The following is a 21,981-nucleotide window of genomic DNA, read 5'->3' on the forward strand; positions in this document are numbered from 1 at the left end:
ATGTCCGGCGGGGCGCCCGTACGGCTCGACGTGCACATGACGGTCGATTCCGGGCCGTGGACGGGCCTTGACGGTGTGTGGGTGTTGTGCGAATCTCTCGACAGGTCTGGACCAATTGTCTTCATCGGGCGGGGGCCGGAGCTACCGAACGCCTCGGGCACCCCGGGGTGTCCGGCGGTCCTGACCGCTCACGGCCGTCGGCCGGTCCCCGGGGGTGGGCCGGACACCACACGATGGCCGAAACCGTTACCGAACCCATCTGCCGCAGCATGCCGTCGGCGTCCGAAGTCCCGGCGTGCGGCAGCCCGCGCCCCATGCCGCGTCCGCACGTTCACTGTGCCGCTCCTCCGCTCTGCTCCGACGTCCTAAGTGAGCTGCCGATGTCCGAAGTCCTCCCACTACCCGACCGCACTCCCGCCTCGCCGGCCCAGCAGGGCGTCTGGCTGACCGATCGGCTCGGACTGGCCCGCGAGGCGTTCCACATGCCGGTGCGGATCTCCTTCGACCGGGTCGACACGGCGGCGCTGGCCCGCGCGGTGGCCGCTGTGACCAGGCGCCATCCGGCCCTTGCCGCCCGACTGGTGGAGCGCGACGGCCAGGTCTGGCAGGAGCCTGCGGCGCAACCGCCCGAACTGGTGCAGCCCCAAGCACCGGCGGACGAGGCCGACTTGGAGAAGCGGCTGGAGGAGGAGGCCGCTCGTCCGTTCGCCCTGGAGGCCGGCCCGCTCAGCCGCTTCACCCTGCTCCAGCGGGCCGACGGCAGCGCCGAGCTGCTGGTCACCGCCCACCACTCGGTCTTCGACGGCAACTCCAAGGACGTCCTGACCCGGGACCTCGCAGCCGCGTACGGCTCGGCGCCCCTGCCCGTGACCGCTGCACCGACCGCACCGACCCCGGGGCCGGGCACCGTACGGAGGGCTGCCGAGTGGTACGGGCCGCGTTGGGCCGCCGCCACCGAACCGGTACTGCCGGGCGCGCCCCGCACCCCGACCGTCGCCGGGGCCGGCGAGGCGGTCGAGTGGCGCATCCACGGCTCCGAGGCAGCCGGGTTGGCCGCCGCGGCCGCCCTCACCGGCACCACCGTCTTCGAGTTCCTGCTCGCGGCCCTGCACGGGTTGCTGCGCCGCTACGGCGGCGAGGCGGTGCCGGTGTCCGTCCCCCTCTCCACCCGGACGCCCGAACTCTGTGCAGAAATAGGGCTGTTCGTCAACGAGTTGCCCGTCCACGCCCCTGCGGCCGATGCGTCGCAGACCTTCGCCGCCTTCGCCGCCGCCGTCCGCGCCGAGCTGCGGGCCGGTTACCCTTACCGCAGCGTGCCCTTCGGCACCGCCGTCGCCGGACTGGGTCCCCGCGTAGGCCTGACCGCGGTCTCGCTCGGCTACCGCCGGCGCGGCCCGGACCCGGAGTTCGCCGGCACCGGCGCCCGGATCTCCTGGGCCGTGCACAACCGCACCGCCCGCAACACCCTCCACCTCCAGATCGTCGAAGCCCCCGACACACCCCGCACCCCGGGCGGCGGCATCGACTTCAGCCTCCAGTACGACCCGGCCGTACTCGCCCCGGACACCGCCCGCCGGATCGCCGGCCACTACGGCACCCTGCTCGCCGGCGCGGCCGCCGCGCCCGGCACCCGGCTGGTGGACCTGCCGCTGCTGGACGCCGCCGAACTCCGGGCCGTCACCACCGCGCCGAACGCCACCGACAGGCCCTATCCGGCCGACCGGACCGTGCTCGATCTGTTCCGCGCCCAGGCCGCCGCCACCCCCGAGGCCATCGCCGTCAGTACGGCCGGCCGCCACCTGCGCTACCGCGAACTGCGTGCCCGTGCAAACCAGTTGGCCACGGCACTGCGCGCCGGCGGCGTCCGGCCCGGCGACCTGGTCGCCCTCCACCTGGACCGCACCGCCGACCTGCCCGCCGCGCTGCTCGCCGTCCTCGCCACCGGCGCGGCGTACCTGCCGCTGGACCCCGGCTATCCGGCCGAGCGCCTCGCCCTCGTCCTGCGCGACTCCGGAGCCGTTCTGGTGCTCGCCGACCGCGAGCCCTCGCCCGCGGTCGTCGCCGCCGCCCACGCGGTCCTGCGGCTACCGGCGCCGTCGGCGCAGGCCCCGGCCGAGGCCGCCCCCGAGGTGGCCCCCGGTCCGGACGATGTGGCGTACGTCCTCTACACCTCCGGCTCCACGGGCCGCCCCAAGGGCGTCACGGTCGGCCACCGGGCGTTGGTCAACCTGCTCACCTCCTTCGCCGACCGGCTCGGCTCCGGGCCCCAGCACGCCTGGCTCGGCCTGACCTCGCTCTCGTTCGACATCTCCGCGCTGGAGCTCTACCTGCCGCTGATCACCGGCGGCCGCCTGGTCCTGGCCCCGGACGGCCTCGCCGTCGACGGCCCCGGCCTGCTCGCACTGATCGGTGCCGAGAGCGTCACCCACGTCCAGGCCACCCCGTCCGGATGGCGGGTGATGCTCACGGCAGGGACCGGCGCCGACGTGCTCACCAGCGTGACCGGCCTGGCCGGCGGCGAGGCGCTCCCGCTGCCGCTCGCCCGCGAACTGCGCGCGCGCACCGCCCGGCTGTTCAATGTGTACGGGCCCACCGAGACCACCATCTGGTCCACCTGCGCCGAACTCCCGGCCGAGCCCGCACAGGTCTGGATCGGCCGCCCGATCGCCAACACCCAGGCCTACGTGGTCGACGAGCAGCTGAGCCCCACCCCGCTCGGCATCCCCGGAGAGCTGCTGATCGGCGGGGACGGCGTCGCCCACGGCTACCTCGGCCGACCCGAACTCACCGCCGAACGCTTCGTGCCGGACCCGTTCGGCCCGCCCGACGCCCGGCTCTACCGCACCGGGGACCGCGCCGTCTGGACGGCCGACGGCGAACTCGACTTCCTCGGCCGGATCGACGACCAGGTCAAGATCCGCGGCCACCGGATCGAACTCGGCGAGGTCGAGTCCGCCCTGCTGGACCACCCGGCCCTCGCCGAGGCCGCCGTTGCCGTCCGCACCGGGGAAGACGGTGAGCCGTTCCTGGCCGGCTACCTGGTCCCGGCCGCCGGCGCCCGCCCGCCCGCCCCCTCCGACCTGCGCGACCACCTGATGCGCACGCTGCCGGCCGCGATGGTGCCGCAGCGCTGGCTCGCCGTGGAGCGCCTGCCCCTCACCCCCAACGGCAAGTTGGACCGGCGGGCCCTGCCGGTACCGCCACGCGAGGCTCCGGCCCCGCAGGTCGCCGACGCCGGCGCCAGTGCCGGCGCCGATTCCGATGCCGGCGACTCGACGACCGGGACGATCCGCCGGATCTGGGCCGAGGTGCTGAAGCTGCCCGAAGTGGGCCCCGAGGATGACCTGTTCGACCTCGGCGGGCACTCGCTGACGGTGATCCAGATCGCGGCCCGGATCCGCGACGCGCTCGGCGTGGAACTGGACTTCGACATCTTCTTCGACGTGCCGACCCCGGCCGGCATCGCCGCCGCCGTCCGCGAGCGCCAGTAGGCCCCGCGCCCGGTACGCCGGGCGCAGGGCACTCGGCCCCGCGCCCGGCCCCGCCGCGTCCGCACCCCCCGATTCCCCCGCCGAACGCCCGAACAGGAACCCGATGACGGACACCCAGGACCTGCCCACCGGCTGGTCCGCAGCCAAGCGCGCCCTGCTCAGCCAGCGGCTGCGCGGCGCCGCGGCCCCCGCCCGGGTGGTGGACCCCCGCCCGGCGGACACCGCACCGCCGCTCTCCAGCGGCCAGGAACGGCTCTGGTTCATGGACCAGCTCGCTCCCGGCTCCACGGCCTACACGCTGGCGCCGGCCCGCCGGCTCCGCGGCCCCTTCGACCGCGCCGCGCTGGATGCCGCGCTGACCGACCTGGTGGCCCGGCACGAGAGCCTGCGGATGACCTTCCGCACCACCGAGGCCGGCACCGCCGAGGTCCGGGTCGCCGAGCCCGCGCTGCTCGCCGCCCAGCACCTGGACGCCAGTGCGGACCCGGACCCGGAGGCGCGCGCCGCCGCCGAACTCGGCGCGCTGATCGCCGTACCCTTCGACCTGCACGTCGGCCCGCTCCTTCGCGCCCTGGTGGTCCGGATCGCCGAGGACGATCACGTCCTCGCCCTGGTGATGCACCACATCGTCTGCGACGGTTGGTCGATCGACCTCCTCAACCGCGAGCTCGACCTCCGCTACGCTCACCACGCCCACGGCGCTCCGGGCGAACTGCCCTCTCTGGCTGTTCAGTTCGGGGACTACGCGGCCTGGCAGCGGGGCCGCCTGGAGAACGGACAGCTCGCCGCCTCGCGGGAGCACTGGCGCATCGAACTCGACGGCGTACCGGCGCTGGAGCTGCCCTCCGACCGCCCCCGTCCACCGCTGTTCACCTTCGACGGGGCCGCGACCGAGTTCCGCTGGAGCGCCGAACTCTCCCGCCAGGTCGGTGAGGCGGCGCGGGCCTACGGCGCCTCCACGTACATGGTGCTGATGGCCGCGTTCCAGGCCCTGCTGAGCCGGCAGACCGGCCAGCGTGACTTCGCCGTCGGCTCCGCTGTCGCCGGCCGTCTCCACCGTGAACTCGAGGGCGTCGTAGGTGCGTTCGTCAACATGCTGCCGATCCGAGCCCGGTTCTCCGCCGACCTCGGCTTCGGCCAGCTGATCAGCCGGGTCCGTGAAACCACGCTCGACGCGTACGCGCACCAGGAGGTGCCGTTCGAGCAGATGGTCAGCGATCTCGCGGTGGAACGCGACGTCAGTCGCGCCGCCGTGTTCCAGACCACTTTCGCCTTCCAGAACTACGGCGACCCCGCCTCCGCCCCCACCGCGGGCCTGGACTCCGAGGGCTTCGGCTACGAAGCCACCACCACCCACGCCGACCTCGCCCTCTACATGCGCGAGGAGCCGGACGGCACCCTGTACGGTCTGTTCACCTACCGCACCGACCTCTTCGACGCCGCCACCGTCGAGCGCCTCGCCGCGCGGTTCCGGCTGCTGACGGCGGCGGGCGTCGCCGACCCCGCACTGCCGGTCGACCGGCTCCCGCTGCTCAGCGCGGCCGAGCGGACGGCCGTACTGGGGACCTGGGCGGCCGGTCCCGCGCTGCCGGACGGGGGTCCCGCCACCCTCACCGGGGCGCTGGCCCGGACGGCGGCCCGGACGCCCGAGGCGCCGGCGCTGGTCTTCCAGGACCGCACGCTGACCTACGGCGACCTCGACCGGCGCGCCAACGCCCTGGCTCGGCGCCTGCGGGCGCTGGGCGTGGGCGCGGACGACCGGGTGGCCGTCTGCCTGGAACAGTCCGCCGAGCTGGCGGTCGCCCTGGTCGCCGTCGTCAAGGCCGGCGGCGGCTACCTGCCGCTCGACCCCGAGCAGCCCCCCGCCCGCCTCGCCCACCTGGTCGCCGACGCCGGAGCCAAGGTCCTGATCACCGACACCGTGCTGCGGCCGCGGTTCGGCGACCACCCGGCGGCCGACCTGCTGACCGACGCCGGCGACGACGACGCGACGGAGTGGGACGGAACGCCGCTGGAGGAGGTCTCCGGCGCCGACCACCTGGCGTACGTGATCTACACCTCGGGCTCCACCGGCACGCCCAAGGGTGTCGCGGTGCAGCACCGCCAGGTCCTCAACTACCTTGCGGGCGCTCGCGAGCGGCTGCGGATCGAGCCCGGGTCCTCCTTCGGGCTGCTGCAGTCACTCTCCTTCGACTTCAGCATCACCATGCTCTACCTGGCGCTCACGACCGGCGGCCGGGTACACCTGCTGCCGCGCCGGATCGCGGGCGTGGAACTGGCCGCGGAGATCGAGCGGGCCGGCATCGACTACCTCAAGATGACGCCCTCCCACCTGGCCGCGCTGACCGCCGACGCGCCTGTCGAGCAGCTGCTGCCGCGCCGTGCGCTGGTCCTCGGCGGCGAGGCCAGCAGCTGGTCCTGGGCGGCGGGCATCGCCGCACTGGGCCGGTGCGCGGTGTTCAACCACTACGGGCCGACCGAGGCGACGGTGGGCATCACCGTCCACGAGGTCACCGCCGACGGCGTGGACGCGCCGGGCAACACCCCGATCGGCAGTCCGCTGGCCGGCGGACGCTGCTACGTGCTGGACGAGGCCCGCAACCCCGTGCCGCCCGGCGTCACAGGGGAGTTGTACGTGGGCGGGGACCGGCTGGCCCGCGGCTACCTCGGGCGGCCGGACCTCACCACCGAACGGTTCCTGGCCGACCCGTACGCCGACCCGGCCCACCCGTACGCCGACCCCTCCGAGCCGTACGCCGACCCGGCCGACGCGGAGCCGTCCGCGGCCGGCCCGTCCGGCACCGACCGGAGCGCCCCGGGGACCGGCGGTCCGCGAATGTACCGCACCGGCGACCTGGCGCGCTGGCGCGCCGACGGAACCCTGGACTACCTCGGCCGCAGCGACGACCAGATCAAGGTCCGCGGCTACCGGGTCGAGCCCGGCGAGATCGAGGCCGCCCTGACCGCCCTGCCCGGCATCACCCAGGCGGTGGTCCTGGCCCGCGGCGAGGGCCTCAGGCAGAACCTCGTCGCCTACCTGGAACGCCCCGCCGGCGGCGAACCGCCGGCCGCCGCCACACTGCGCGCCGCCCTGGGCGAGGTCCTGCCGGACTACATGGTCCCCGCCCGCTACGTGGTGCTGGAGCGGATGCCGCTGCTCGCCCACGGCAAGGTCGACCGGAAGGCGCTGCCCGCGCCCGCGGACGGCCCGGCCGCCGGCGCCCACGTCGATCCGGAGGACGGGACCGAGCAGGTGATCGCCGCCATGTGGGCGGACCTGCTGGACCTCCCCCGGGTCGGCGCACTGGACGACTTCTTCGAGCTCGGGGGCCACTCCCTGCTCGCCACCCAGGTGGTCGCCCGGATGCGCCGGGCCTTCCCCGACCTGGACACCCCGGTCGGCGTGATGGACCTCTTCAAGCACCCGACGGTCCGCCGGCTCGCCGCACTGGTGGCCACCCCCGAGGCCGACCGCAGCCCGCGCCGGCTGCTGCACCTGCTCACGCCCGAGCGCCGCAAGGTGGCCGCCAGTGTGGTCTGCGCCCCCTACGGCGGAGGCAGCGCACTGATCTACAAGCCGCTCGCCGACGCCATGCCGGCGGACTGGGCCCTGCACTCCATCGCCGTCCCCGGCCACGAGCTGGGCGAGGAGGCGATGGACATCGACGAGGTCGCCCGGCTCTGCGCCGAGGAGATCGTCGCCCATGTCGCCGGACCGCTGGTGCTCTACGGGCACTGCGGGGTCGGCGTCCGGCTGACCGTGGAGATCGCCCGCCGGGTGGAGGCGGCCGGCCGGGAGATCGACGCCGTCCACCTCGGAGGCATCTTCCCGTTCGCCCGCCCGAAGGGCCGCGGCGCCGCGCTGGCCGAGCGCTTCGCCGAACTGTCCGCCCGCCTGCGCAGCGACCAGGGCATGATCAACGCACTGGCCGCGGCAGGCCTGGACGTGGACGAGGTCGACGAGGACCAGCTGCGGCTGATCGTGCACAACCGCCGGGTCGGCACCAAGGGCGCCGAGCGCTACTTCGGCGAGCTGTACGAGAGCGAGGGCGGCGCCATCACGGCGCCGGTTATCGCCGTCTGCGGCGACCGCGATCCGGCGACCGAGTTCTACGAGGAGCGGTTCCGCGAGTGGCACCGGATCACCGGGACCGCCGCCGTGGTGGTCCTGGACGAGGCCGGGCACTTCTACCTCAAGTACCGCGCCGCGGAGTTGGCCGACATCCTGACCGGGGTGCACCGCTCGATCGCCGCAGGCGAAGAGGCGCGCCACGAACGCACCGCCGACGCCACCTGGTGGCTGGCCGGCCTGTCCCGCGGCGTCGCCGGGACGGAGCCGGACCCCGGGCCCGGCCCCGGGCTGGAAACCGGGCCGGAAACCGGGCAGCCGGAGGAGCCGGAGCGGGCCGGGACGCCGGGCAAGTCCCGGAGGGCCCGCAAGCGCGGCCCCGTCCGCCCGACGATGGGCCGGTTCCTCGCCATCGCCACCGGCCAGCAGCTCTCGATGATCGGCTCGGCACTCACCGAATTCGCCCTGCCGATCTGGGTCTACCTGCAGACCGGCTCACTGTTCCAACTCGGCCTGCTCGCCGCCTTCGGCCTGGTGCCCGGCATCGTGGTCGCCCCGCTGGCCGGCGCCATCGTCGACCGCGGCGACCGCCGCCGGGTGATGCTGTGGGGCGACGTCGCGGCCGGCCTGACCCAGGCGGCCCTGCTGGTGCTCTACCTCAGCGGCTCGCTGGAGACCTGGCACTGCTACGTGATGATCTCCCTGCTCTCCGCCGCGCTCGCCTTCCAGCGCGTCGCCTGGGGCTCGGCGGTGCCGCAGCTGGTGCCCAAGCGCTTCCTCGGCCGTGCCAACGGTGTGGTCCAAATGGCTTTCGGTCTGGCCCAGTTCCTCGTCCCGCTGATCGCGGTCGGCATCCTGCACGTGATCGGTCTCGGCGGCATCCTGGTCTTCGACGTCGTCAGCTACCTGATCGCCACCGGCGTCACCCTGGCGGTGCGCTTCCCCGACGCGATGGCCGCCACCCGCCGCGAGAGCGTCGCCGCCGAGATCCGGGCCGGCTTCCAACGGGCGCTCGGCAGCCGCCACTTCAGGGCCATGCTGTTCTGGTTCGCGGTGCTGAACATCTTCCTCTCCCCGCTCTTCCTGCTCGTCACCCCGCTGGTGCTCTCCTTCTCCTCGACCGCGGCGGCCGGCTGGGTCTCCACCGCGGCCGGCCTGGGCGCCGTACTCGGCGGCCTCACCCTGCTCGTCTGGGGAGGCCCGCGCCGGATGCGCCTGCGCGGCGTCCTGCTCGCCACCCTCGGCCTCGCCGCCGCCTGCGTCGTCACCGGCCTGCGGCCCTCGGTGACCGTGGTCGCCGCCGGCGCGTTCGGCATGACCTACGGGCTGGCGCTGCTCAACGGCATCTACGCGACGGTCGTCCAGACCAAGGTGCCGATGCGCTTCCACGGCCGGGTGATCGCGGTGAACACCATGGTCGCCTGGTCCACCCTGCCGATCGGCTTCGCCCTGGTCGCCCCGGCCGGCCCCGAACTGCTCCAGCCCCTGATGGACGAGGGCGGCGCACTGGCCTCCAGCGTCGGCGCACTGATCGGCACCGGCGACGGTCGCGGCATCGGCCTGCTCTACCTGGTGTTCGGCCTCGCCATGGCCGTACTGGTCCTGATCAGCCTCTGCATTCCCGTCCTGGCCCGCTTCGACCGGGACGTCCCGGACGCCGAGTCCGACGACCTGATCGGCCTGGAGACCCTGCAGGCCCGCGCGAAAAGCGAGATGAGCACATGACCTCCCCGACCTCCATCGCCCGCGATCCTCTGACCGACGAGCAGCGCCGCCTCTGGTTTCTCCAGCAACTGAACCCGCAGGACGCCGGGTTCAACATGTACCTGAACCGGCGCTGGAGCGGTCCGATCGACCCGCAGGCCCTGAGCACGGCGCTCACCCGGCTCACCGCGCGCCACCGGGTACTGCGCACCCGGTTCACCCTGGACGGCGAGCAGCCCGTCCAACTCGTCGAGCCCGTACGGGACGTCGAACTCACCCTGATCCCGATACCGGACGCCTCGGAGGACTCCTTCACAGCGGCCTGCGCCCCCTACGTCAACGCCCCCTTCGACCTGGGCGAGCGCCCGCCCCTGCGGGCCGTCCTGGTCAGCGCCGGCGAGCACGAGCACGCCCTGAGCGTGGTGGTCCACCACATCGTCGCCGACGGCTGGTCGTTCACCGTGCTGTGGCGTGAACTGCTCGCGCTGTACCGCGAGGAGATCGGCGAGGGTACGGCCGAACTACCGGATCTCAAGCTCCAGTTCGGCGACTTCGCGCTCGCCGAGCGGGCCAGGCTGGACGGTGGCGCGGCCGAGGATGCGGTCCGGTACTGGAGCGGGCGACTGGCCGGGGTCGGCGCCCTGCGGATGCCGCTGGACCACCCCAGGCCCGCCGAGCCCGCCCATCCGGCCGGCTTCGCCGACCTCGCCCTCGGCCCCGACCTCGTCGCCGGACTCGACGCCCTGGCCCGCGAGCAGCGCTGCACCCCGTTCATGGTGCTGCTCGCCGCCTACCAGAGCGTGCTGGCCCGCTGGAGCGGCAGCTGGGACTTCACCGTCGGCACCCCGCTGGCCGGCCGCAACGAGACCGCCCACGAGGACCTGCTCGGCTACTTCTCCCGCACCGGGGTGATCCGTGCGGACCTCACCGGCGAGCCAGACTTCCGCACCGTGCTGCGCCGGGTGCGCTCCGCCACGATGGCCGCGCTGAGCCATCAGGACGTCCCGGTCGAGCGGGTGGCCGCAGCACTGGGGCTGCCCGTGCTGCCCGGCGTCGGCCCGCTCTACCAGGCGGTGTTCGTCCACCAGAGCCAGTACGATCTGGCCGGCGCCGACGAGCGGACCGCGCTGCCCGCGGGCGTCCGGACGGCGAGCATGGACTCCGGTTTCGACCGGGCCAAGACCGATCTGCTGCTGGACAGCTGGCGTACCCCGGACGGCGGGATGACGCTCTCGTTCTGCTTCGACCGGGAGCTCTTCGAGCGCGCCACGGTCGAGGCCCTGGCGCGCCGGATCCGCGACCTGCTCGCCCGAGCCGTCGTGGACGTGGAGGTCCCGCTGCACGGTGACTGGCTGCTGTCCGGCGAGGAGCGCGCCGCGCTGCTCGCCCTGGGCGCCGGACCCGCCGTCACCGAGGACGCCCGTCCGATCCTGCGCGGCTTCGCCGACCAGGTCGCCGCCCGTCCCGACGTACCCGCCGTCGAATGTGCGGGCAGCGTCCGTACCTACGCCGAACTCGACCGTGCATCGGACGACTTGGCCCGCCGGCTGGGCCCGGTGGCCGGCCGCGCGGTGGGCGTCCGGATCGAGCCGTCCTTCGAACTGGTCACCGCCCTGCTCGCGATCTGGAAGGCCGGCGCCTGCTACCTGCCGCTCGACCCCGCGCACCCGGCCGAGCGGCAGCGGCTGATGCTCGGCGAGGCGGACGCCGCCCTGCTGCTCACCGGAGGCGAGCGTCCGGACCTGGGTGTCCCGGTGCTGGCCGTCGGCGGTCGGGACACCGGGGCCGGACAGGCCGGCGCCGCGGGCGTCGAGTCCGGGAACACGGGGCCCGCAGGGGCCGCGCTGGCCGGGACCGACCCGGGCGGCCTCGCGTACGTCCTCTACACCTCGGGCTCCACGGGCGCCCCCAAGGGCGTCGCCGTCGAGCACGCCGCCCTGGCCGAGCGCGTCCGGTGGATGGCCGGTGCGGAGGGCTACGGGCTCCGGCCGGGCGACCGGATCGTCCAGTTCGCCTCCATCGGCTTCGACACCCACGCCGAGGAGATCTGGCCCGCCCTCACCGCGGGCGCCTGCGTCGTCCTGCTGCCCGGCGGCGGCCGGATGCTGCCCGACCTGTTGCGCACCGAGGCCGGGCGGTCCGTCACCGTACTCGACCTGCCGACCGCGTACTGGCAGGAACTGGTGTCGCTCGGAGACCGGACCCCGTGGCCGCCGGCGCTGCGCCTGGTGGTCCTCGGCGGTTCCGAAGCGCGCGCCGCCACCCTCGCCCAGTGGCGGGAGCGGCACGCCGACACCGTCCGGCTGGTCAACACCTACGGCCCGACCGAGGCCACCGTCATCGTCACCGCGGGCGAGCTCACCGGCGGCCCCGGCGGCCGCCTCGCCAGCGAGCCCGCCGCCGAGCAGCGCCCGCCGCTCGGCCGTCCGCTGCCGGGGGTGCGGCTCTACCTGCTGGACGAGCGCGGCAGCCTGCTGCCCGCCGGCTCCGAGGGCGAGCTGTACATCGGCGGCCGCGGCCTCGCGCGTGGCTACCTGGCCCGGCCCGAGCTGACTGCGGAGGCGTTCCTCCCGGATCCGTTCGCCGACGCCCCGGACGGCCGGATGTACCGCACCGGCGACCGCGCCCGGTGGCGCACCGACGGACAGGTGGAGTTCCTCGGCCGCGCCGACGACCAGGTGAAGATCCGCGGATACCGGATCGAGCCCGCCGAGATCGAGGCCGCCCTCACCGCCCACCCGGCTGTCGGCCGGGTGGCCGTGCTGGTCCGCGACGGCCGCCGGCTGATCGCCTACGCCGTCCTGCGACCGGCCGCCGGACAGCAGTCGGGCGCCGGGCAGCAGTCGGGCGCCGGGCAGCAGTCGTCCGCCGCGCCGCGGGCGGGCGAACTGCGCGAGCACCTGGCGCTGCTGCTGCCTGCCTTCATGGTGCCGGACGCCGTGGTGCTGCTCGACACCCTCCCGCTCACCGCGAACGGCAAGCTCGACACTGCGGCCCTGCCCGACCCGGACCCGGCGGGCGCCGCAGCCGGGTACCTGGCGCCCCGTACCGATGCCGAGGCGCTGGTGGTCGGCCTCTGGCAGGAGGTGCTAGGCGTACCGAGGGTCGGCGTACTGGACGACTTCCTCGGCCTCGGCGGGGACTCGCTCCTGGTCACCAGGGTCGCCGCCCGCATCCGGGCCGGCGTCGGCCTCGACGTGTCGATCCGCGACGTCTTCGAGAGCCCCACCCCGGCAGCCCTGGCGGCCCGGATCGAGGCACTGCTGATCGCGGAGATCGACGCCCTCAGCGAGGAGCAGGCCGCCGACCGGCTGGACTGACTCCGCGTCCCGGTCTCGGGGCGCGTCTCGTCGCCGCCGGAGTCCGAGCAGCCGTGCTCGGACTCCGGCGGCGGAGCGGGCATCCCCCCGTCCGAGCCAGCGCTTGTCACCGGTCGGGCACGCATTCCCGACGGATCCTCACCAGTACGTCCCAGCAACTGAGTTGCCGCTCCGTTTCGACCTCCCACCTCATCTCACCGGAGTACGCCATCGCCACCACCGTGCCGCCCGCCGCGACGACCGTCCCAGAGCTACTCGACGCCCGGGCCACCGAACACCCGGACCACGTGGCGCTGCAGGTCGTCGGCGGCGGGGAACTCACCTACCGCCGTTGGCGCGAGGAGGCGCTGCGCGCTGCCGTCGGACTGGCCGCCGCCGGGGTCGAACCGCGCGACCGGGTGGTGCTGCGGTTCTCCAACGCGCGCTGGGAGCGGTACGCCGTCGGCTTCCTCGCCGTCCAGTACGCGGGCGGGGTGCCCGTCCCGGTCCGCGAGGACCTGTCCGAGACCGATGCCGCCGCCCTGGCCGTGCTGGCGGAAGCCGGCACGATCCTGCGGGACGGAGAGCTGCCCACCGTCCCGGGACTGACGGACCTGCGTCTGGACGCCCTGCTGGCGGCGCACCCCGAGCCGCCGGCCGGTCCGCCGCACCGGGTCGGCCCGGCCGACCCGGCCCAGGTGATCGGCACCTCCGGCACCACCGGCGCGCCCAAGGGCGTGCTCGCCGCGCACGGAACCCTGACCGCCGGCCTGGCCGCCCGCCCCCGCCGCCGCGCCTACGCGCACTCCCGGCACGCCCTGCACGCCTTCCCGATCGGGACCAACGCGGGCCAGGTGATGCTGCTGGGCGCACTGACCGCCGCGCCCACCACGCTCAGCCTGCCGCGCTTCGACGCGGACGCGTTCGGCAGCGCGGTCGAGAAGTTCGGGATCGGCACCGCCTTCCTGGTGCCTTCGATGGCAATCGAACTGGTCAACGCGGGCACCGCCGAGCGGTACGACCTGAGCAGTCTGCGCCTGGTCAACTCCTCCGCAGCCGCCCTGCCCGTGCCGGTGGCAGCCGCGCTGGCCGCGGCGTTGCCGGGCGCGACACTGGTCAACACGTACACCTCCGCCGAGGCCTCGCCCGCGCAGATCTCCACCGTGGTCGACACCCGCCGCCCCGGCTCGCTGGGCCGCCCGGCGGACCCCCGTGACGTCCGGATCCTCGACGCGGACGGGCTGCCGCTGCCCGCCGGGCAGGTCGGCGAGGTCTGGCTGCGCCAGCCCGGACCGCCCCGTGGCTACCTGGGTGCCGCCGGGCAGAGCGCCCGGGTGTTCCGGGACGGCTGGGTGCGGATGGGCGATGTCGGACGCCTCGACCCGGACGGCTACCTGTACTTGGTCGACCGGGAGAGCGACGTCATCAAGAGCGGTGCGCTGAAGGTCTCCACGCTGCGGATCGAAGAGGCGCTGCACGAACACCCCGCGGTGGCGGACGCCGCCGCGCTCGGCCTGCCGCACCCCGTGATGGGCGCCGTCCCGGTGGCGGTCGTGGTGGCCGGGCCCGGCGGTCTGGATCTGGACGAGCTCCGGCTGTTCCTGAGCGCCCGGCTGAGCCGGCCCGAACTGCCGGTCCGGATCCTGCTGGCGCGCGACCTGCCCAGGAACCCGAGCGGCAAGGTGGTCAAGCACCGGCTCCGCCCGCTGTTCGACGTACCTGCGGAGCCCACGGGCCCTGTGGTCGCCCCGGCCACCCCGACGGAACTGCGGTTGGCCGGGCTCTGGAGGCGCCTGCTCGGCCGGCCGGTCACCGACGTGGCCGCCGAGTTCTTCGCGCTCGGCGGCGACTCGTTCCGGGCGGTCCAGCTCGCCGCCGGCATCAGCAACGAGTTCGGGGTCCGGGCGCGCACCGCCGTGGTCTTCGAGCGGCCCTCACTGCGCTCCCAGGCGGCGTGGGTGGACCACCCCGACCGTCGGCAGACCGCTGCCGACGCGGCGGCTTCCGGGACGGAGACCGTGACGCCGTACCTGGCCGCGCTCCGTGCGCAGCCGCACGCCGTCGCACTGACCTCGCAGCAGGAGAACTTCTTCCGCTGGATGGCCGAGGCTCCCGGGCGGGACGCCGGCGCGGTGACGGCGCTGTTCAAGGTGGCCGACCGGCTGGAACCGGAGACCCTGGGCCTGGCGCTCACCGAGGCGGTCCGGCGCCATCCGGCGCTGCGGACCCGGTTCGAGGCGGTGGGCGAGGGGGTCGTGCGGGCGGTACTGGACGAGGAGCCCCGGGTGCGGATCACGCTGACCCGGGCCCCGGGCGCAACGGACGCGGAGGTGGACGCCCTGCTGCTGGCCGAACGCGACCGCCTCACCGACCTGGCCCGTGACCCGATGGCACGCCTCCTGGTGGTCAGCCGGTCGGAGACCGACCACGTGGTGCTGGTCGCGATGCACCACATGGTCTCCGACGGCTGGTCGGTCGGTGTGCTGCTGGCCGACCTCGGGGTGTTCTACTCCGCGCTGCGGCGGGGCCGGCCGGCCCCGCAGGCCCGCTCGGGCCCGGGCTATCCGGAGCTGGTCGACTGGGCCAACGCGCACTGGCCGGCCTCCCGGGCCCACTTCGGGGCCGCGCTGGCCGGGGCTCCGGAGGCCATCGAGCAGTTCGCCGGCCGCCGGGCGGTCAACGAGGTGCTGACCAAGGCGTACGAGTTCGAGGTGGCGGCTCCACTGGCCGGAGCGCTGCGGGCCCGGGCGGCCGAGCTGGGCGCCACGCCCTTCCTGGCCGTCACGGCGGCCTGGACCGGACTGCTGGCGAGCCGCAGCGGCCGTCCCGACCTGGTGGTGATGACCCCCGTGCCCGGCCGCCCACGGCCGGACGCCGAGCGAACGGTGGGCTGCTTCGTCCAGTCGTTGCTCCTGCGGGTGGACGCGAGCGGGGGACCCGGTTTCGCCGAACTGGTGGACCGGCTGCGAGCGGTCTACAGCGCGGCGCTGGATCACCAGCTTTACCCGTTCGCCGAGTTCAGTCCGTCCGTGCCGTTCGCGGCCTGGCTCCGCTACGAGGCATGGGCCGCGCCCGCGCAGCTCCCCGGCCTGGCCTGCGAGCCCTGGGAGCTGCCGCGCGGCAGCACCGTGCCGTGGCCGCTGCCGGGCGGCGACCGGGGTGTGCCCGAGCTGACCGTGGTCGAACAGCCGGACGGCGGCCTGCGGTGCTGGCTGCAGTACAACGCACTGGCCTTCGACCTCCCCGTGATCACCGATCTGGCCAAGGGGCTCACCGCCGCACTGACCGCCGCCTGCGGGTGACCCGCTGGGCGGCGGCACCACAAGGGTTCGAGGTGGCGCTGGTCGGCTGAGACGCGGGTGCTCGCCCGAGCGCCGCGCGGGACCGGCCGCGCCCGGTACGGCAGCAGGGCCCGGACCGCGCGTCGCGGTCTGGGCCCTGCCCCGTGCGGTGCCGCCCTGCGGCGGCGGTGCGTCAGCTCTGTGCGGTGTCGTCGCCCGCCTGACCGGCGTCCTCGTCTGCGTCTGCCTTCTCGCGCATCTTGCGCACCAGCTCCGCCTTCTGGTCGGCTGCACCCTGGCGGTCGAGGTTGCGGTGCGGACCGTTGTTCTGCCGTTCGGCGCGGGACAGCCTCTTGCGCTGGCCGCCGCCCATGCCCACGGGGTTGTTGATGTTCTTGCTCACGGTCACGGGTTCTCCCGGTAATGATGCGAAGTGATCTGCGGATTCATCGGTGAGGGACGGGCGGCGACGTCGAAGGACGTCAGCAGGGGCCCATCACGCTCTCACTCGTGAATCGGCGCCTGGAAGAACATGACAAGGACGTTACCCGGTCCCGGCGGCCCCGCGCACCAACCCTTTCGCCGCCCCGTCGACGGCCGGGCCCTCGGCGAGCGCCCGGGGCCAGCGCCGGCCGCTCGGCCCCGTCCTGGGTGGTGCTGCGCGTGCTGCACACGTCCGCCTCCGTCGCCCAGCTCGGTATACCGGCCGACCTGGCGCGTGGCGGGCGTGGCCCGGGGGGCAGATCACCATCGGAGCCTCCGACCAGCGGCGCACCCTGTACGGGGTCCACCACAGGTGGTCACCGAAACGCAGGACGAGGGTCTCGCCCATCAGGTCGTCGAGGATCGGACCCGGGATCGCGTCGACGCGGGCGCCGTCGGTGAGCGCTTCGATGGCTTGATGGTAATCCGGTTCGTCGATGGTGAAGCGGCGCAGCTCGCCGTAGCGCCGGTCGCGCACCTGGATGAACCCCGGGCCGTGCCGGAAGACGCATTTGCAGATGTAGTAGGCCTTGCGCCACTCGATGGCCGTCGCCGCCGGGTCGGCGGTGCCGGGCACGGCGGTTGGCGGCTGGAGGTGGCCGTAGTGACGCCAGGCATCGGGATCCGGGCCGGTGTGGAGCTGCCAGTCGACCGAGATGGCCACACTGGACAGCGCGCCCACGAAGCTCAGCGCCCGGACCGACCAGGCCGCGTCGGCGGGGTCCGTCAGGTCGACCGGGCGGGGGAGCGTGACGTGCCGTGCCCCGGCGGCGAAGAGCCGCCGGGCGGCTTCGCCGCCGGGCAGGTCGATTTCGTAGCTGCCCAGGGACATCGCGGGCAGCGCTCCCACCTCGGGATCGTAGTCCCGCGAGGCGGTCACGGTGAATGACGGGGTGCCGGTGGGTACGGGAGTCATCGTCGTCTCTCTGTCTGACGGTCTTCAGGCGGTCGACGCGGCGAGTTCGGCGGCGCGAGCGGAGGTGTGCCGCATGAAGTCGATCCGCAGGAACTCCTCGTTCAGTGCGGGCGGCGCGATCTGCACGAACTGCCCGCTGTCCTCGAAGACCACCCCGAGCGCCCGCCACCGCGTCAGTACCTCGCGCAGGGCGTCCTCGCCAACGAGGACGGGCCCACGGGTGGGTTGAGGTGCTCCAGCGCGGCGAGCTGGGCTATGACGTCGTCGTAGTCCTCGGCGTCCTCGCCGGGGAAGCCGTGCAGGTAGTTCCATGCCACCGAGAGGCCGACGGTGGCGGCGTCCCGGAGCATCCGGACGTTCTGGCCGCCGCTCACGCCCTTGTCCATCAGTGTCAGCACCCGGCTGTTGAGGCTCTCGATGCCCGGCTGGACGAAGATCAGGCCCGCGTCGGCGAGGACCTGGAGCTGCTTCTGCCGCATGTTGGACTTGATCTCGATGTGCATACGGAGGTCGAAACCGCTCTCGATGATGCGCGGCAGCACCGTGTTCACGTACCCCATGTCCAGGATGTTGTCCACGACGTACATGTCCAGGACCCGGTGTTTGCGGGCCAGGTTCGATGATCTCGTCGTAGAAACCGGTGCCTGATCCAGGCCCGCGGAATCACACACAAGATCACCCACCGCGGCACCGACCCCGGCTCCCGTCTGGGCAGGATCCTCACGCGCCCGGTCGCACCGCAACCGCTGACGGACTTCTAGATTCCGAGTCCATCACCTGCAGCCCGCAACGCGCCCCCGAAGGTCGCTGGGGGCCATGTGACACACGGGCCGCTCGGGCGGCGTCGGCTGCTGCGAGGTGGGCCAACCGAGTTACCAGACGGCTGTCGCACAGCTCTTTCGTCACATTCCGTAGTACACCTGTAAGCCGGGCGTAAGACTTGCTTCGGCGGGTACCGGTGCGTCCATCCGTGTGATCTGACGCAAAGGAATCGCCCATGGCGACGTCGACCGAGCCTGTCACACCGATCCCGGTACAGGGCCGTTCATGGGGAAGCGTCCTTGTGTCCTGGCTGACGACCACCGACCACAAGAAGATCGGGCACCTGTACCTGATCGCCTCGTTCGGGTTCTTCGTCATCGGCGGCGTACTGGCGCTGCTGCTGCGGGCCGAGCTGGCCCGGCCGGGCATGCAGATCGTCTCGAACGAGCAGTACAACCAGATCTTCACGCTACACGGCACGATCATGCTGCTGTTCTTCGCGACCCCGACCTTCGCGGGCTTCGCCAATGCCATCATGCCGCTGCAGATCGGCGCGCCGGACGTGGCCTTTCCGCGGCTGAACATGCTGTCGTTCTGGCTGTTCCTCTTCGGCGCACTGATCGTCGTGTCGAGCTTGTTCACCACGCAGGGCACGGCCGACTTCGGCTGGACCGCCTACACGCCCCTCAGCGGCGGTGAACGGACTCCGTACGTGGGCGGTGACATGTGGATCATGGGCCTGGCCCTGGCCGGGTTCGGCACGATCCTCGGCTCGGTCAACTTCGTCACGACGATCATCTGCATGCGGATGCCGGGCATGACCATGTTCCGGATGCCGATCTTCACCTGGAACATCCTGCTGACCTCGGTCCTGGTGCTCTTCGCCTTCCCCGTCCTCGCGGCGGCGCTGTTGGTACTCGAGGCCGACCGTCGTTTCGGCGCACAGGTGTTCAACCCGGAGAACGGCGGCGCCCTCCTGTGGCAGCACCTGTTCTGGTTCTTCGGACACCCCGAGGTGTACATCATCGCCCTGCCGTTCTTCGGCATCGTCACCGAGATCTTCCCGGTGTTCTCGCGTAAGCCGGTCTTCGGATATCTCGGCTTGGTCGGCGCGACCATCGCCATCGCCGGCCTGTCGATGACCGTGTGGGCCCATCACATGTTCGCCACCGGGGCAGTGCTGCTGCCGTTCTTCTCCTTCATGACGTTCCTGATCGCGGTGCCCACCGGGGTGAAGTTCTTCAACTGGATCGGCACCATGTGGAAGGGCTCCATCTCCTTCGAAACACCGATGCTCTGGGCCATCGGATTCCTCGTCACGTTCCTCTTCGGCGGCCTGACCGGCATCATCCTGGCCTCGCCCCCGATGGATTTCCACGTCACCGATTCGTACTTCGTGGTAGCCCACTTCCACTACGTGGTCTTCGGGACGGTCGTCTTCGCCATGTTCGCCGGCTTCTACTTCTGGTGGCCGAAGATGACCGGCACGATGCTCGACGAACGCCTCGGGGAAATCCACTTCTGGACCCTGTTCATCGGCTTCCACATGACCTTCCTCGTCCAGCACTGGCTCGGCGCCGAAGGCATGCCGCGGCGGTACGCGGACTACCTGGACGTCGACGGGTTCACCGCGCTGAACACGGTGTCCTCCATCGGCGCGTTCCTTCTCGGCGCCTCGACGCTGCCGTTCTTCTACAACGTGTGGAAGACGGCCAAGTTCGCACCCCGCGTCGAGGTCGACGACCCGTGGGGCTACGGCCGCTCCCTGGAATGGGCCACCTCCTGCCCCCCGCCGCGGCACAACTTCGTGACCCTGCCCCGCGTACGGTCCGAATCGCCGGCCTTCGACCTCCACTACCCGGCGATCGCCGCCTTCGACTACGCGGCCAACCCGAAACGCGACGTCGTCGACCAGGACAAGGCCTCCGGCCCCCGGGGCTCCCTGCCTGGAACAGGTCCGGAGCAGCCCAAGTAGGCGGAGGCCGGCTAATGAGTGAGCGCTCCAAGGAAACGGCGGCCGGGCTCGCGCGGATCGAGGGGTACCTGATGAGTCAGGCAGCCCTGCGAGAAGCCAAGGCCGAGGGCGAGGCCTTCGCCCTCGCCCTGACCTGGCTCGGCCCGAGCGAACAGGAACAAGTCAGCCGTCTGTTCGCCCAACACCACCTGGACCTGCGCAAGGAGATGCTCGCCAGGACGATGGCGCGAGCAGACGAACTCAGAGCGGAATACTCGCGAAGATACGTCCGCCTGCGTCGGCGCATCACCGGCCTGGCCGTGGCCGCCTTCGGGCTCTGCAGCCTCGCTCTGCTCCTCCTCTGCCGTCCCTGAAGGTCCCGCCGAGGTCACTGGTTCACCCCCGACCGGAAGGGCCGCCCCGCCGGGAGCGGCCCCGTTCCTCGGCGGGCGTGTGCGAGAGCGACCGCCGACCCCGACTTCCAGGCCGCACGAACTGACGCGCGAAAACGCCCTGCCCCGTCGCTCTCAACGTCCGCAGCGACCGCGGCGACCGCGGCGACCACGCGTCACGCCGATTGGGCCGTTCAGGTGTACAGACGGCTGTTGCCGCCGTCCTGTGCCTCGGCGCTTTCGTCGTTGAACCAGTAGTCACCGGCCGCCAGGTAGCGGAAGGAGTGGGTGCTCGCGCTGGGCAGGGCGACCGTGACGGCCCGGCTGCCGTCCTTGCGGGGCGTCAGGGTGTGGACGCCGGGCTGCCAGTCGTTGAAGTCGCCGACCACGCTGACAGGGCCGGCCGGGGTGTCGGCGGGCAGGACGAAGGTGACCTCGGTGCGGTCCTTGCGCGGCGTGCGCTCCAGCATGACGATCGACTCCTGACGTGCGAGTGGTGGATGGGTTCCGCGCCCATCTTCGGCACCGGAACCCCGGCCCGCATCCCGGCATCCGGCTCCAGGCGTCACACCACCCTCCCGCCACATCCTGTAGCCGAGAAAATGCGGAAAGTGATGCGTCGTGCCAGTTTGAGCGGGAGGAATCCGTACCCCACGCATGAAGGAGTCGCCGTCATGGGCGGTAAGCAGGACAAGCGCCAGGAGCCGGGCAAGGGCCGCGAGGAGCAGCAGCGCCCGCAGAGGCCCGGCCAGAACCCGGTCCACCCCCAGCCCTCCACGCCTTCGCACGGCGGTCAGCGCCCGGAGGAGACGCAGCGGCGCCGCGAGGAAGACCTCCTCGACGAGCGCTACTTGCGCGACGACGCGTTCTGAGCCGAGGCGGTACCGCACGCACGTAGAGCCCGGCCGGGCTTGTAGTCACCCGGCCGGGCTCTGTCACGCCACGTCGGCCCAGACGAAACGGCAGGGCCTGTCCGGTGCGTGGTACGACGCCTTGCGACAGGCAGGGTCCTATGCCTCGTCGACGAACAGTTCGTCGGCGTGTTCGTACTGGGCCAGGGCCTGGCCGAGGCCGAACCACGTTGCCGGCCACGTGCCGACAAAGATTCCCCACCGGTCTGCCCGGTCAATGCCCATCGGCTCCACCTTCATCGACGTCACCCACGAAGCTACCGACAACCCGATGGTCAGGCAGGCAACGGTGTACGCGTGCTCGCTCCGCAGGCCCTTGTCGTGCAGAAACTTGACGATCATGGCTCTCCTCGTGACTCGACGACGGAGCTTCCACCGTCGCCCACGCTCCCGTCTTCCGCATCCGGGGCCGTGCCCGCCCCGGCATTGCAGCCCGGCCGACCCACCCCGGAGGGCCCACCCCGGAGGGCCCAGCTCCGTCAGGGAGCGGGCGGACCGGACGTACGAGCAGCAGGCCGAGCGCATGATGGCTGCCGGCCTCGCACCGACCTGGCACGCACGGCTGCCGGGATCTCCGGCCTGGGACTCGGCACACGAGCCCATCACGTCAGGACGGCACAGCCCCTCTGTTCCAGGGTGGAGATCCACTCGGGCAGCGGAGTTTCCCGAGCTCGGAGGGAACATGCGAGATGTGATTCTTGTACGGGCTCAGCACCCGG

General features: G+C 72.8%; 12 protein-coding genes and 1 pseudogene. 7 read left to right on the forward strand and 6 right to left on the reverse strand.

Annotated features, from left to right (window positions below; genetic code table 11):
* The first annotated feature begins 380 nt into the window (after positions 1-380).
* From ACFWTC_RS18155 to ACFWTC_RS18170, 4 genes are all read left to right on the forward strand, one after another.
* Positions 381-3,491, forward strand: coding sequence for an amino acid adenylation domain-containing protein (locus ACFWTC_RS18155; RefSeq protein WP_384028697.1), 3,111 nt, complete (start codon positions 381-383; stop codon positions 3,489-3,491).
* Between the two features lie 103 nt (positions 3,492-3,594).
* Positions 3,595-9,285, forward strand: a complete 5,691-nt coding sequence (locus ACFWTC_RS18160) for an amino acid adenylation domain-containing protein (RefSeq protein ID WP_384028695.1) — start codon at positions 3,595-3,597, stop codon at positions 9,283-9,285.
* Positions 9,282-12,584 (forward strand): amino acid adenylation domain-containing protein, encoded by a 3,303-nt coding sequence (locus ACFWTC_RS18165; protein ID WP_384028693.1) that lies wholly within the window; start codon positions 9,282-9,284, stop codon positions 12,582-12,584. The genes ACFWTC_RS18160 and ACFWTC_RS18165 overlap by 4 nt, the downstream gene beginning before the upstream one ends.
* 221 nt (positions 12,585-12,805) lie before the next feature.
* A complete protein-coding gene (locus tag ACFWTC_RS18170; RefSeq protein ID WP_384028691.1) occupies positions 12,806-15,865 on the forward strand; it encodes an AMP-binding protein in 3,060 nt (1,019 codons plus the stop codon).
* Positions 15,866-16,037: 172 nt separating this feature from the next.
* Here ACFWTC_RS18170 and ACFWTC_RS18175 read toward each other — a convergent pair whose 3' ends face one another.
* The 4 genes and pseudogenes from ACFWTC_RS18175 to ACFWTC_RS18190 form a co-directional block, all read right to left on the reverse strand.
* The gene (locus ACFWTC_RS18175; RefSeq protein WP_383928883.1) at positions 16,038-16,253 is read right to left on the reverse strand and encodes a DUF6243 family protein; all 216 of its coding nucleotides are present in this window, start codon (positions 16,251-16,253) and stop codon (positions 16,038-16,040) included.
* 135 nt (positions 16,254-16,388) lie between these two features.
* Positions 16,389-17,243: a DUF5825 family protein gene (locus ACFWTC_RS18180; protein WP_384028689.1), complete on the reverse strand. Its 855-nt coding sequence runs from the start codon at positions 17,241-17,243 to the stop codon at positions 16,389-16,391.
* Positions 17,244-17,267: 24 nt separating this feature from the next.
* Positions 17,268-17,396, reverse strand: coding sequence for a hypothetical protein (locus tag ACFWTC_RS18185; RefSeq protein WP_383928877.1), 129 nt, complete (start codon positions 17,394-17,396; stop codon positions 17,268-17,270).
* A gap of 50 nt (positions 17,397-17,446) precedes the next feature.
* Positions 17,447-17,879 (reverse strand): annotated as a pseudogene (locus ACFWTC_RS18190) (radical SAM protein); the annotation flags it as partial.
* A gap of 361 nt (positions 17,880-18,240) precedes the next feature.
* Here ACFWTC_RS18190 and ctaD point away from each other — a divergent pair.
* Together ctaD and ACFWTC_RS18200 are read left to right on the forward strand one after the other, a co-directional pair.
* Positions 18,241-19,980 carry a cytochrome c oxidase subunit I gene (gene ctaD, locus ACFWTC_RS18195; protein WP_383928875.1) on the forward strand — a complete coding sequence of 580 codons (1,740 nt, stop codon included), beginning with the start codon at positions 18,241-18,243 and terminating at the stop codon, positions 19,978-19,980.
* A gap of 14 nt (positions 19,981-19,994) precedes the next feature.
* The gene (locus tag ACFWTC_RS18200) at positions 19,995-20,333 is read left to right on the forward strand and encodes a hypothetical protein (protein ID WP_383928872.1); all 339 of its coding nucleotides are present in this window, start codon (positions 19,995-19,997) and stop codon (positions 20,331-20,333) included.
* A 212-nt stretch (positions 20,334-20,545) separates the two neighbouring features.
* Here ACFWTC_RS18200 and ACFWTC_RS18205 read toward each other — a convergent pair whose 3' ends face one another.
* Positions 20,546-20,821, reverse strand: coding sequence for an isoamylase early set domain-containing protein (locus tag ACFWTC_RS18205; protein ID WP_383928869.1), 276 nt, complete (start codon positions 20,819-20,821; stop codon positions 20,546-20,548).
* A 204-nt stretch (positions 20,822-21,025) separates the two neighbouring features.
* Between ACFWTC_RS18205 and ACFWTC_RS18210 the strand changes: the two genes are divergently transcribed.
* Positions 21,026-21,223, forward strand: a complete 198-nt coding sequence (locus tag ACFWTC_RS18210) for a hypothetical protein (protein ID WP_384028687.1) — start codon at positions 21,026-21,028, stop codon at positions 21,221-21,223.
* A gap of 138 nt (positions 21,224-21,361) precedes the next feature.
* On the opposite strand, the gene ACFWTC_RS18215 is transcribed toward ACFWTC_RS18210, so the two are convergent.
* The gene (locus ACFWTC_RS18215) at positions 21,362-21,604 is read right to left on the reverse strand and encodes a hypothetical protein (RefSeq protein WP_383928863.1); all 243 of its coding nucleotides are present in this window, start codon (positions 21,602-21,604) and stop codon (positions 21,362-21,364) included.
* Positions 21,605-21,981: the final 377 nt, after the last annotated feature.

Origin of the sequence: Streptomyces sp. NPDC058619, assembly GCF_042717785.1 — a bacterium.
Taxonomy (GTDB): Bacteria; Actinomycetota; Actinomycetes; order Streptomycetales; family Streptomycetaceae; genus Streptomyces.

What these genes read in the sequence shown, in the direction of transcription:
- ACFWTC_RS18155 (WP_384028697.1), top strand. Translation starts at nt 381, where the DNA reads ATGTCCGAAGTCCTCCCACTACCCGACCGCACTCCCGCCTCGCCGGCC.
- ACFWTC_RS18160 (WP_384028695.1), top strand. Translation starts at nt 3,595, where the DNA reads ATGACGGACACCCAGGACCTGCCCACCGGCTGGTCCGCAGCCAAGCGC.
- ACFWTC_RS18165 (WP_384028693.1), top strand. Translation starts at nt 9,282, where the DNA reads ATGACCTCCCCGACCTCCATCGCCCGCGATCCTCTGACCGACGAGCAG.
- ACFWTC_RS18180 (WP_384028689.1), bottom strand. Translation starts at nt 17,243, where the DNA reads ATGACTCCCGTACCCACCGGCACCCCGTCATTCACCGTGACCGCCTCG.
- ctaD (WP_383928875.1), top strand. Translation starts at nt 18,241, where the DNA reads ATGGCGACGTCGACCGAGCCTGTCACACCGATCCCGGTACAGGGCCGT.
- ACFWTC_RS18200 (WP_383928872.1), top strand. Translation starts at nt 19,995, where the DNA reads ATGAGTGAGCGCTCCAAGGAAACGGCGGCCGGGCTCGCGCGGATCGAG.
- ACFWTC_RS18205 (WP_383928869.1), bottom strand. Translation starts at nt 20,821, where the DNA reads ATGCTGGAGCGCACGCCGCGCAAGGACCGCACCGAGGTCACCTTCGTC.
- ACFWTC_RS18210 (WP_384028687.1), top strand. Translation starts at nt 21,026, where the DNA reads ATGGGCGGTAAGCAGGACAAGCGCCAGGAGCCGGGCAAGGGCCGCGAG.
- ACFWTC_RS18215 (WP_383928863.1), bottom strand. Translation starts at nt 21,604, where the DNA reads ATGATCGTCAAGTTTCTGCACGACAAGGGCCTGCGGAGCGAGCACGCG.